Genomic DNA, 12,715 nt, shown 5'->3' on the forward strand with positions numbered 1-12,715 from the left:
ATGAGACCATGAGCCTGACGCCCTTCGAACATCCTTATCTCGGCGGTCTCTTCGGGGACGCCGATATCGCGGCGTTGTTTAGCGCGCAGGCGGATGTCGCAGCTATGCTGCGGTTCGAGGTGGCACTGGCCGAGGCACAAGCCGCAACGGGTGTGATCTCCAACGACACCGCCACCAGTATCACCGCAGGCATAGCCGCTGCTAAGATCGATATGGAGGCTTTGCGGCAGGGGGTGGCGAAGGATGGCGTGGTCATTCCTGAATTGATCAGACAATTGCGCGCGGCTGTCGGCGGAGAAGCCGCCGCCAAGGTGCATTTCGGCGCGACCAGCCAGGACGTCATCGATACGAGCCTGATGCTACGGTTGAAAGCGGCGGCTGACATTCTCGATGCCCGCCTGTCAGCCACGCTGACAGCGCTGGATGAGGTCACTCTGAGGGATGGTGCACGGCAACTGATGGGTCATACCCGCATGCAGGCGGCCATTCCCATTACGGTGACCGACCGGCTGGCGAGCTGGAAGCAACCGTTGGTCAGGCACAGCCAGCGACTGGTGGATTTCGGCATTCATGGTTTTGCTCTGCAATTCGGTGGCGCGGCTGGTTCCCTGGAGAAATTTGGCGATAAGGGCGTAGCGTTGCGCGCTGAACTGGCAAGGCGGCTGGAGTTGAGCGACATGCCGCAGTGGCACAGCCAGAGAGACGGTATCGCCGAGTTCGGCAATATACTGGCGCTGATCACCGGGTCACTCGGCAAGATCGGGCAGGATATCGCGCTGCTGGCCCAAGGCGGACAAGGCGGACAAGAGATCAGGCTTTCCGGTGGCGGCGGTTCTTCGGCCATGCCGCACAAGCAAAACCCCGTCGTGGCGGAAACGCTGGTGACGCTTGCCCGTTTCAATGCGGTTCAAGTCTCGGCACTCCACCAATCCATGGTGCATGAGCAGGAACGCTCCGGCGCGGCCTGGATGCTGGAGTGGCTGGTCCTGCCACAAATGGTCGCTGCCACTGGCAACGCACTCGCTTCGGCGCATCGGCTGATCGGCCAGATTCAGTCTCTTGGTACGTAATCGTTCCAAGTCCGCGTAAATCTATTTTTCAGGAACCATTGTTCAGGGGTCACGTTCACTTGGAAGGAGAGCCACCGTGTCAGGCGGACATGATGGTGCCGAAGAACATCAGGATTTTTCCGTTTTCTTCTGATGGCCAACGAAATGGCAGACGAGCTTCTCACCCATCCGGTGCTCTCCGACATTTGAAACTCCCGCCGATGGAGAAGTGATATGGAAAAGACCGAAACGCGAAAGCTTGCGGAAGAATACATGCTTCTCGGCGGCACCCGTCAGGTCATGATCGACGATAACAAGACCTTCGTCCGTCAATACGACAACGAACCTGAGGAAGCGGAACGCTTCTGGCAGGAAAAAATCGAAGTGCTGGAACAGGCACGTCGTGACGATGTCGAATTCTTTCTGCCCTCGGTCAATTCCGACGTGGAAGACTGAGTTCCAGACCTCAAAACCATCAATCAAAGGAGAAAGCCATGACAGCTATCAACGCTGCGAAAATCGTCATTCTTGCAACAGACGGCTATGAGCGCTCGGAGTTGCGGGTTCCCTATGAAGAATTGAAGCGCCACGGTGCGGATGTGAAGATCGCATCGCTGGAAGAAGGCGAGATCAAAAGCTGGGATGAGAAGAATTGGGGAGATGCAATCGCCGTAGACCTTCTTGCCAAGAATGTCCGTGTCGATGATTTCGATGCGCTGGTCCTGCCCGGCGGCCAAATTAACCCTGACGTCCTACGTGCCGATGAAGACGCGATGCGTGTTGTGCGTGACTTCGTGAAATCCGGCAAGGTTGTTGCAGCCATCTGCCACGCACCGTGGCTGCTGGTGGAAGCAGACGCGGTCAAGGGACTGGAAGTGACGTCCTACGCCTCGATCAAAACCGACGTGAAAAACGCCGGTGGCATCTGGAAGGATGAGAAGGTGGTCACTGACAAGGGCATCATTACATCCCGTTCGCCTGACGACCTTGAGGCCTTTGTTGCCAAGATTGTCGAGGAGGTCGAAGAAGGCCGCCACGAGCGCCGCGCAGCCTGATTACTGATATATAATGAGTGGAGCCGTCACGTGAGTGGCGGCTTTCTTGTTTGGGGGATATCGAACACCCTCATTGGCCCCGTCGCATCCTTGCGGCGGGGCTTTTTTATGCCCGTTGCATTATGTGTGGTCGCGCCGCATCTGGCCTGCCTGAGATGCTCGTTGATTGAGCGGAGGCGGGACTATCAAGTCATCCGCCTGTAGGGGGGGCGTGACGCTCACCACTCTTCTCGTTGAGTGAAGTCGCGCTGCGGCAGACCGGCCCGAAATCGTGACCTTCAAATATCAATCCGCATGATGCCGAAGAGAATCACGCAAATGTCACTAGCTCAATCGATTATATATTCCTATGAGAACTCGCCAAACATAATTTAGAGCTATGCAAACGCATATCGCCACAATGTTGCCTTTTTTGGGTCATGATTGCGTCCATTTTCACGCCTGAATCACGATCATTTGCAAACGAGATGAATTTTTCTTCACAAATTTTGAGACAATCCTTGTCTTTTTGAGTGTGCGCCGCCGCAATTTTATTGCGGCGCACAATAGGTTTTTTTGCTTTTTAAGCTTTGTATTCAATACGGTTCGTTCTTGAAATTTGCCGGATTTGAGCAAGCTATAAGAATAAACCAAATGTATTACGGCCTTCAATACATGTCTAAACACCACCCCTTCACGCATCCCGCTGATATCGGGGGGTAGGTTTGCTGTTTATTAGCCCTTTAATATTCATTGCAGTTCTTTTGTGAGTATTTTCGGGATTGCTGAAGCGTAAGACTAAGGCGCGCTGCCTCATAAAAAATCTAAAAGCACCCAATTCTGGTCACAGCCTTACGGAATGATCTAACTCGAATTGACGCGCCCAACGGGTACCGACCATCGCAAAACATAAATGGAGTCCTCTCTATGAAGTCCGCGACTCGATCGGCTGTTTCGCCGCTTAGTAGCTCAAATGAATCCGATTTGAGTTTTCCGATCGGAGGAATCGCTAAACGCAGCTTTGACGTTTCGTCAGCCCTGCTAGCAATCCTCATCCTCAGCCCGATCTTTCTCATGATCATGGCTTTGGTGAAATTCACTGACCGCGGTCCTGCCTTTTACGGGCATCGCCGCGTCGGTCATAATGGACGTATGTTCCATTGCCTGAAGTTCCGCACGATGGTGACGAATGGTGATGAGGTGCTGCGACAGTACCTTGCTGCCAATCCTGAAGCTGCCGAGGAATGGAAAGCAACACGCAAGCTGAAGAACGACCCTCGCGTCACTGCGATCGGCAACGTTCTGCGCAAGCTCAGCCTCGACGAGCTTCCACAGCTGATCAACATCATTCGTGGTGAGATGAGTGTCGTTGGCCCCCGTCCGGTGGTCGATGAGGAGCTGAACTACTACGAAAGCGCAGCTTCCTATTATCTCAGCACACGTCCAGGTCTGACTGGCCTGTGGCAGATCAGTGGTCGCAACGACGTGTCCTACAAGGAACGCGTTGATTATGACACGCAGTATGTGCGCACTTGGTCGATGATGCAGGATGTTTCCATTATCTTCAAAACCATTCCCGCTGTGTGCATGTCACGCGGCAGCTATTGAACCATTTTCGTTCTCTGGCGTTTTGCAGCATTAAAATATTGCGGCCACTCAAACGTGGCAGTTGCGGCCAGCTTAATCGCTGGTCGTAATCCGACTGCCTCCCGGCGGTCGTAATTATGGAGTTGCATATGGTTGGCCCTGCCACCGGATTTTCCTTGAATGTTGTCTGGCGCAGGGTTCCTGCCCTTCTTCTTGCGGGTTCGCTTCTCGCAGCAGGCCCGCTTCACGCTGATGCGAAAGACAATCAGTATCGCCTTGGCACCGCCGACAAGCTGCGCATCCGCGTTGCCGAATGGCAGCCAGCCGATGGCACCATCCGCAATTGGGAAGTCATCAATGGTGATTATTCCGTTGGTGCTTCCGGTTCTCTGTCTCTACCGTTCATCGGTCAGCTCGACGTTGCCGGTAAAACCACTGGCGAAGTGGGCGAAGAAATCGGCGCGCAATTGCAGAGCAAGTTTGCGCTTCGCAATCTTCCATCTGCGTCTGTCGAGGTCTCCCAGTTCCGTCCTGTCTTCCTGACCGGCGATGTGCAGACACCCGGCGAATATCCCTACGCTCCCAACCTCACTGTCCTGAAGGCCGTCAGCCTTTCGGGTGGCCTGCGTCGTTCGGATGCCGGGCAGCGTTTTGCGCGCGATTTCATCAATGCCCGGGGCGATGCTGCCGTCTATAACGACCAACGTGGTCGTCTGTTGGCGCGCCAGGCACGGCTTCAGGCAGAGGTGAGGGGCGATGCTGAAATCGCCAAGACACCTGCGCTTGAAAAAATCCTGAACATCGACGCCCTGCTGGAGAGCGAAAACGCTCTGATGAAATCTCGTAGCGAGCGTTATACGCTTCAGTTGAAGGCGCTGACCGATCTGCGGCAGCTTCTGGAAACCGAAGTCGAATCCCTGCAAAAGAAATCCGAAACCCAGAATCGTCAGCTGCAATTGGCCAACGAGGACAAGGAAAAAGTCAATCGCCTGAACGAGCAGGGGCTGGCACTTGCCCAGCGGCGCATCTCCGCTGAAGAGCGTGCTGCGGAAGTGGAATCCACGCTTCTCGACATCGATACCTCTTCGCTGCGCGCCAAGCAGGATATCAACAAGGCAATGCAGGACGAGATTAACCTGCGCAATGACTGGGTCGCCCAGCGCTCCAAGGAATTGCAGGATACGGAAGCTGAACTCCAGAAGCTCAACCTGCAACTGGGCACCAGCAACCAGCTCATGTCCGAGGCCTTGGCTCAATCTGCCGAGGCGATCAAGTTCGATCCATCGGGCAAGTCCGCGTCCATTACCTACGTCATCGTGCGTGAGGACAATGGTCAGCCCAAGGAGATCAAGGTTGATGAAAACGCGACCATCGAGCCCGGTGATGTGATAAAGGTGTCATCAGAAGTTCTGATGCAGTGAGGTCCGCATGCGGATTGCCAAATCGGCTCTGATCGACCCGGATAGAAACGGACTCTATGGAACGGCGGCGGTGGCGCTGTCGTTCTTCGTTTTTGCCTATTCGTCCAAATTCGGCATGATTTCGGTTCTTGCCTACTACGGTGTGTGGCTGCCTCTGGTGGTCGTGGATTACCGCCGCGTCTTGGGCAACTACACCCGCTATCTCTGGATATTCGGGTTTGGAATTCTGACCATCCTCTCCAGCTTCTGGTCGGATGCCATGTCGGTTACCCTGCGCGCCTCCATTCAATATATGACGCATATCGTATGCGCGCTCATTGCTATGCGCGTTATCTCCATAACGACGCTGACGCGCGGCGCGCTGGTCGGCATCATCGTGGTGCTGCTTTATTCGGTGCTGTTCGGGATTTACCTTTTCGATGCGCTGGACGGCACCTTCAGCTTCGTGGGTGCTTTCTCCTCCAAAAACCAGCTGGGTTTCTATGCCTCGCTTGGCGTTATCTTTGCAGCGTGCTCGGTTCTCGTGCTGCGCCAGCGCGACATTGTCTGGCTGGGCATTGCGGGTTTTGCAGGTCTTATTTCCGCCTACTGCCTGCTTGCATCGCAATCGGCAACCTCGGTTATCACAGCTGCTGCAGTGGTTGCGCTCGTCATCGGCTTCTTGCCAATGGGCATGCTGTCTCCCGCCAACCGCAAGATGATTTTCCTCGCGCTGGTGGGAATGGGCGGTCTGGTTATCGTCGCCGCTCTTCAGTTCGGCCTGCTCGATGCCATCCTTGGCATTTTCGGCAAGGATTCGACGCTGACGGGCCGTACCTATCTGTGGCAGCAAGGCATAGAAGCGGCCAAGGCAGCACCCATTCTGGGTGTCGGCTATCAGGGCTTTTGGGTCATGGGCTTTTTCGATGCGGAGCGCCTGTGGAACGACTTCTTCATCACCACCCGAACGGGCTTCCACTTCCATAACACCTATATCGAGACCGTGGTCGAGAACGGCTTTGTTGGCCTTCTGCTGCTGGTCATCGTCCTCTATGGTACGCTGCTGGGGCATCTGCGGTCTTTGCTGGTGCGCAAGCACGATCCGCAAGGTCTTATTCTCTTTGCACTCTGCGCTCTGTTCGTCGTCCGCTCCTTCGTGGAAATCGACATCATCTTTGCCTATCAGATCGGCTCCTTCCTGCTGTATTACGCCGCTGGAAAACTGACATTGCCGCAGCGCGCGTCTGTCGGTTCCAACGCTTTTCCGGGCGTGGATATGCGTCCCATCAACAGCCACTAATCTGCTGTAATGAAACCAGCACTATGTTCTCCACAGGGGGAATCGCATGGGTTGTTGACTCTTGTCTAAAAAAGGAACAAAAAGTGAACATGTAATCTTTCAGCGTCATGCTTTGTAGAAGTCCCGTGTCATGCATAAACGCGCCGAACAGCTTGTTGTGGAGGAATTGCGAGAGCGGCTGGAACGGATCACCCAGGGTCCGGCCCGGCACCACGACCATCTGCCCTTCGGGGTGCAGCCCATCGATGATCATCTGCCGGGTGGTGGGCTGAAGCTGGGCAGCCTGCACGAAGTCAGCGGTGCCGGCAACGGTGCCGTGGATGGAGCGGCATCCGCCCTGTTTTCGGCAGGCATCGCCGCGCGTGTGAAAGGCAAGATCCTGTGGTGCGTGACGCGGCCAGATCTGTTCATGCCCGCTCTTACTCAGGCGGGTCTTTCGCAAAACCGGCTGATCATTGTGGAATGTCGCGATGAAAAGGGCGTGCTGGACTGTTTCGAGGAAGGGCTGCGCTGCAACGGCTTCGGTGCCGTCATCGGCGAGGTCTCGAAACTGCCGATGACCACGTCTCGGCGATTGCAGCTTGCGGCGGAAACATCCGGTGTGGTCGGGCTTGCGGTACGGCGCTGGCGTCATTCCTCCGGTGCCGTCGAGTATGGACAGCCGACTGCTGCCGTCACGCGGTGGCGTATTTCCGTGCGGCCTTCCACACCCCTGCCCGTGAAGGGGGTGGGTCGAGCGCACTGGTTTCTGGAGCTTTTAAGGTGTCGCGGTGGCGAATGTGCCAATTTTGAAGTGGAAGCCTGTGATGCAAAGGGTCGTCTCGCTCTACCTGCCGACATGGTCGACAGACCGATACCGCAGGACGCTTGGCAAGCAGGCGCCACCGCTTGACCGCCCGGTTGTCATGATCGGTCGTCAGGGAAGCCGCCGTGTTATCGCCGCGCAGGATGTGGCAGCGGCGGCAATGGGCCTGCGGCTCGGCATGCCGGTCAGCAAGGCGCAGGCCATCATTCCCGGCCTCATTGTGGAAGAATTACAGGTAGCCGATGATGCCAAGGCACTGCGCGATCTCGCCTTTTGGTTCCTGCGCATCTACGCGCCCATCGTCGCGCCTGATGCGCCCGACGGTCTGGTACTGGATACGACGGGGGCAGACCATCTGCACGGCAATGAGTTGATGATGCTGACCGGCATGGTCAACCGCCTGCATGGGCTCGGCTTTACTGCGCGTGCCGCGATTGCCGATAGCTGGGGTGCGGCACACGCGCTGGCCCGTTTTGGAAAAGAGCCCGTGACCATCGTGCCGCAAAACGGCTCCACCGCCGCGCTCGCTGCTCTGCCTTTGGCAGCACTGCGCCTAGAGGCAAGGATATTGGCTGATCTGAAAGTGTTGGGCTTTCGCCAGATCACAGATCTCATGGCCACGGCGCGTGCGCCGCTCACCCTGCGCTTTGGCCCGCAGGTCGGGCGCAGGCTGGATCAGGCTCATGGCCTGCTGTCGGAACCCATCGAGCCGATCCGTGTGCCGGAACTGGTCGAAGTCTTCAGATTTTTTGCCGAACCTATTTCCGCTGCCGAGACCATTGCGCGCTATACCGAAAAGCTCGTTCGCCACCTTTGTCTCGGACTGGAGAAGCGTGGCCTTGGCGCTCGCCGCGTCGATCTTGTGCTGCACCGGGTCGATAGCGGCGTGCAGGCCATCCGCGCCGGAACCTCCAAACCGGTTCGCGACGTCAAGCAACTGACCCGTCTGTTGAGCGACCGGATCCACACGATCAATCCCGGTTTCGGCATCGAAAAAATGACCCTGACGGCCACTCATGCCGAAGCGCTGGTGGTGGGGCAAGTGCGTTCCACACTGCTGGATGATGCAAAGGCGGATATCGGTGAAACCGTCGATGTCATCATCAACCGCGGTCACAAGGTCTATCGTTACGCCGCTGTCGCCAGCGACGTGCCCGAACGCTCCGTCCAGATCGTTGCCGCCCAATCTGCCGACGATCCCCTCGGCTGGCCCGACCATTGGCCACGCCCGGTTCGGCTCCTTGCCCGCCCTGAACCCATCCAGACCATGGCGTTGCTGCCGGACCACCCACCCAAAAGCTTCACATGGCGCGGCATCCGCCGTCTGGTGAAACGCGCCGATGGGCCGGAACGCGTTTTCGGCGAATGGTGGAAACGCGACCGCGAACAGGCAGCAGTCCGCGATTATTTCACCGTGGAGGATGAGGTCGGCGAGCGCTTCTGGATTTTCCGCTCCGGTGATGGCGAACACGTCAATACCGGCTCCCAAGGCTGGTTCCTGCATGGGTTCTTCGGATGAGCACCCAATACGCCGAACTCCAGGTTACGTCGCATTTCTCGTTTCTGCGGGGAGTCAGCTCTTGCGAGGATTTGTTCGCCCAAGCGAAAGCCCTTGGCATAGAAGCACTCGGCATCGTGGATCGCAACAGCTTGGCGGGCATCCCGCGCGCGTACCAAGCTGCGGAAAAAACCGGTGTCCGGCTCGCCATCGGTTGCAGGCTTGATTTGGCGGAGGATATCTCGGTGCTGGTCTACCCAACAGACCGCGCTGCTTATGCCCGCCTTTGCCGTCTGCTTACCCATGGCAAGAGAGACCCCACCAACAGAAATTGCGACCTCACATGGAGCGATCTGGTCGCTTATGGTGAGGGATTGCTGGTTATCCTCTTGCCAGACCTTGTGGACGAAATCCTATCCATTCGGCTGCGTCGGCTGAAAGCGGATTTCGGGGACCGCGCCTATGTGGCGATGAGCCTGCGCCGTCGACCGAACGATCATGTCCGGCTTTATGATCTCTCGTTCATGGCAGAGCGCATCGGCGTTGCCACCGTCGTCACCAATGATGTGCTGTTTCACGAACCGGAACGGCGCATGTTGCAGGATGTCGTCACCTGCATCCGCCACAACTGCACAATTGACGATGCCGGTTTTCGGCGCGAACGGCATGCCGACCGCTACCTGAAAACACCACAGGAAATGCACCGGCTGTTTTCCGCTTACCCCGGCGCTTTGCGTCGAACGCTGGAGATTATGCGGCGCTGCAAATTCTCACTGAGAGAACTGCAATATCAATATCCTGAAGAAAATATTGAGCCGGGATTGAGTGCGCAGCAAGCGTTGGAGAAATATGTTTGGAAGGAAGTGCCGGTTAAGTATCCGAATGGTCTGCCTGAAAAGGTAGAAAAGAGCCTCAAACATGAATTGGCGATCATCGCCAAAAAGAAATACGCCCCTTATTTTCTCACTGTAAACGCCATCGTCCGTAAGGCGCGGGAGATGGAGATTCTGTGCCAGGGTCGAGGCTCGGCGGCCAATTCCGCCGTTTGTTTTGTGCTCGGCATCACCGCCATCGATCCCAAGGAGAGCGACCTTCTGTTCGAGCGGTTCGTTTCGGAAGATCGTGATGAACCACCCGATATTGATGTCGATTTCGAACATCAGCGACGCGAGGAGATCATCCAGTGGATTTACAATCACTATGGGCATGACAAGGCAGCGCTGTGTTCCGTCATCAGCCGTTATCGCGGCAAAGGCGCCATCCGGGATGTCGGCAAGGTGTTAGGCCTGCCGGAAGATCTGACCAAACTTATGTCCTCGCAAATCTGGTGGTGGACGGAGGATGCGGGAGAAAAGGAAGCCAAAGACCTCAACATCAACTTGAATGACCGACGCGTAAAGCTGGCCTTTGATCTTGCGCGCCAACTCATTGGCACACCGCGCCATCACAGCCAGCATCCGGGTGGCTTCGTGTTGACCCATGACCGTCTGGACGAACTCGTTCCCATCTTACCCGCCGCCATGGATGACCGACGGATCATCGAATGGGACAAGGATGATATCGAAGTCGTGGATTTCATGAAGATGGATTGCCTGGCACTCGGCATGCTGTCCTGCATGCGGCGGGCCTTCGACATGCTGACAGTTCGAAAGGGCAAGACATTCGGGCTTACCAGCATAGAGAATGGTGACAAACCGACCTACGACATGATTTGCAAGGCTGACACGATAGGCACGTTCCAGATCGAAAGTCGCGCGCAAATGTCGATGCTACCGAGACTAAGACCCCGTGAACTATACGACTTGGTCATTCAGGTAGCGATCGTTCGACCCGGTCCCATTCAGGGAAATATGGTGCATCCCTACCTCAAGCGGCGTGCGAAAAAAGCTCAGGGAAAGACAATCGAGTACGAACATCCAATGCTCAAGAAAGTCCTTCACAAGACGCTTGGCGTCCCGCTGTTTCAAGAACATGCCATGCGGCTCGCCATCGATTGCGCAGGTTTTTCTGCAAACGAAGCCGACCAGTTAAGGCGGGCCATGGCGACATTTAAGAATGTCGGAACGATTGCCAATTTCGAAAGCAAACTGATCAGTGGGTTGATCGCGAATGGTTTTGCGCCGGAATTCGCAGAAAGGCTTTTCGCGCAAATCAAGGGCTTCGGCAGCTACGGTTTCCCGGAAAGCCACGCGGCCTCCTTCGCGTTGATCGCCTACGCGTCCTCATGGGTAAAGTGCCATCATCCCGATATTTTCTGCGCGGCACTCCTCAACTCCCAGCCCATGGGTTTCTATGCACCAGCCCAATTGGTGCGTGATGCCCGTGACCACGGCGTGGTGGTGCACCCGGTCTGCATCAACACCAGCCGTTGGGATTGCAGGCTTGAAGAAGAGGTCGGCCCTGAGCGAAATGCCGTGCGGCTTGGCATGCGGCTGGTGAAGGGGCTGTCCAACGATCATGCCGCCGATATTGTCTCTTGCCGCGAAGAGCGCCCCTTCGTTTCCATCGATGATCTGTGGCGCAGGGCGGGCATTCCGTCGAATGCTCTGGTCGCTCTTGCGGAGGCCGATGCGTTTCTGCCCTCACTCGGGCTCTCGCGCCGTCAGGCTCTCTGGGCCATCAAGGCCTTGCGGGATGAGCCACTGCCGTTGTTTGCCGCTGCCGCGACGCGCCAGAACAGCGTCATTGCGGAACTGAGCGAGCCGGAGGTTGCCTTGCGGCCCATGACGGCGGGTGGTGAGGTGGTGCAAGATTATGGCCATGTGGGGCTGACCTTGCGCGAGCACCCCATGGCGTTTCTGCGGGATGACCTTTCCAAGCGGCGCATTGCGACTTGCGCGCAGGCCGTGGGCGCGAAGGACGGGCGCTGGCTGGAGGTCGCGGGGTTGGTGCTGGTGCGTCAAAGGCCTGGCTCGGCCAAGGGCGTCATCTTCATGACACTGGAGGACGAGACGGGTATCGCCAATGCTGTCGTCTGGGTCAAAACCTTCGAGAAATATCGGCGCGTTATTCTATCGGCTGGCATGGTTGGCATCTACGGCAAAATCCAGCGCGAAGGCGAAGTCGTGCATCTGGTGGCCCATCGCGTGACCGATCTTTCGGATGTGCTGAGAAGCGTGGGTGAAAGGGAAGGGCCGTTTCCGCTGCCGCATGGTCGTGGCGATGAGTTTCACCATGGCATTCCACCGGAAGACCGACGCCGACTGCCCAAACGATCGGATATGCAGGGAGATGGAGGCGACCACATTACCGTCAAAGGCCGCAATTTTCATTGAGCTATCGGGTGCCCCGGAGCTTCACTCTGAAATCGCGTTCTTTATCCGGTCCTTGCCCACCAGGATGACCTGCCGCATGGCTTTGATGGCAGCGGCTTCGTCGCGGGCGGCAATGGCGTGGACGATGCGCAGATGGTTGGAGGCGATCTCCGAAATCGTCTCGGGTGAGGATGCAGGTGAGGAGAGCTGGAAGGAAATAGCGAGGGCCGCTTCGATCAGGCCGCTGGCAGAGCGCATGAACGGATTGCCGGAAATTCGGGCGACCGCCAAGTGGAACTCCAGATCGACCTTGGCGATGGTTTCCGGGGTGTGGTTCACATTATCGAACTGGGCGGCGATGGTGTAGAGCGAGACGATGTCTTCGCTGGAGGCATGGCGGGCTGCTGCCGCCGCGGCTGCGGGCTCGAGAGCCAAGCGGATATCGGCCAGATGATTGATGAATTCGGGGTCAAGTCCTGCGTCGCAGCGCCAGCCCAGAACGTCGGGATCGAAAAAATTCCAGCTGGATTTTTCCAGAACACGGGTGCCGACCTTGGCTTTCGGTTCGACAAGGCGTTTGGCGGCCAGCGTCTTCATGGTCTCCCGCAGCACGGTCCGCGAGACGCCGAAGCGCAGGGAAAGTTCTGCATCGTTCGGCAGAAGCGATCCCTCGGGGATTCGGCCTGAAACGATGGCGCTGCCGAGTTCAGCCACGACATGCGCGTGGCTGCTACGCCGCTTTCGTCCGGTAATCGTCGTTTCCAGCAGCCCCAACAAACTCTCCGCTT

General features: G+C 56.9%; 10 protein-coding genes. 9 read left to right on the top strand and 1 reads right to left on the bottom strand.

The features are described from left to right. Positions 1-8 precede the first annotated feature (8 nt). From HRR99_RS21800 to HRR99_RS21840, 9 genes are all read left to right on the top strand, one after another. Positions 9-1,070, top strand: a complete 1,062-nt coding sequence (locus HRR99_RS21800; RefSeq protein ID WP_233124864.1) for a 3-carboxy-cis,cis-muconate cycloisomerase — start codon at positions 9-11, stop codon at positions 1,068-1,070. Between the two features lie 213 nt (positions 1,071-1,283). Further along, entirely contained in the window at positions 1,284-1,505 is a 222-nt protein-coding gene (locus HRR99_RS21805) for a hypothetical protein (RefSeq protein ID WP_111841420.1), read from the top strand. 38 nt (positions 1,506-1,543) lie between these two features. Next, on the top strand, positions 1,544-2,104 hold the full coding sequence (locus HRR99_RS21810) for a DJ-1/PfpI/YhbO family deglycase/protease (RefSeq protein ID WP_112501530.1): 561 nt from the start codon (positions 1,544-1,546) through the stop codon (positions 2,102-2,104). Positions 2,105-3,010: 906 nt separating this feature from the next. After that, on the top strand, positions 3,011-3,691 hold the full coding sequence (locus HRR99_RS21815; protein WP_111841418.1) for a sugar transferase: 681 nt from the start codon (positions 3,011-3,013) through the stop codon (positions 3,689-3,691). 128 nt (positions 3,692-3,819) lie between these two features. After that, positions 3,820-5,091: a polysaccharide biosynthesis/export family protein gene (locus HRR99_RS21820; RefSeq protein WP_233124865.1), complete on the top strand. Its 1,272-nt coding sequence runs from the start codon at positions 3,820-3,822 to the stop codon at positions 5,089-5,091. Positions 5,092-5,098: 7 nt separating this feature from the next. Continuing rightward, positions 5,099-6,370, top strand: coding sequence for an O-antigen ligase family protein (locus HRR99_RS21825; RefSeq protein WP_233124866.1), 1,272 nt, complete (start codon positions 5,099-5,101; stop codon positions 6,368-6,370). A 130-nt stretch (positions 6,371-6,500) separates the two neighbouring features. Then, a complete protein-coding gene (locus HRR99_RS21830; RefSeq protein WP_233124867.1) occupies positions 6,501-7,262 on the top strand; it encodes an ImuA family protein in 762 nt (253 codons plus the stop codon). Continuing rightward, positions 7,177-8,694, top strand: a complete 1,518-nt coding sequence (locus HRR99_RS21835; protein WP_233124868.1) for a Y-family DNA polymerase — start codon at positions 7,177-7,179, stop codon at positions 8,692-8,694. The genes HRR99_RS21830 and HRR99_RS21835 overlap by 86 nt, the downstream gene beginning before the upstream one ends. Continuing rightward, the gene (locus HRR99_RS21840; RefSeq protein ID WP_233124869.1) at positions 8,691-11,948 is read left to right on the top strand and encodes an error-prone DNA polymerase; all 3,258 of its coding nucleotides are present in this window, start codon (positions 8,691-8,693) and stop codon (positions 11,946-11,948) included. Before HRR99_RS21835 ends, HRR99_RS21840 begins: the two co-directional genes overlap by 4 nt. 21 nt (positions 11,949-11,969) lie before the next feature. Here the strand turns inward: HRR99_RS21840 and HRR99_RS21845 are convergent, their stop codons facing one another. Further along, a complete protein-coding gene (locus HRR99_RS21845) occupies positions 11,970-12,701 on the bottom strand; it encodes a FadR/GntR family transcriptional regulator (RefSeq protein WP_045229338.1) in 732 nt (243 codons plus the stop codon). Positions 12,702-12,715 lie beyond the last annotated feature (14 nt).

Source organism: Agrobacterium vaccinii (assembly GCF_021310995.1).
Lineage (GTDB): Bacteria > Pseudomonadota > Alphaproteobacteria > Rhizobiales > Rhizobiaceae > Agrobacterium > Agrobacterium vaccinii.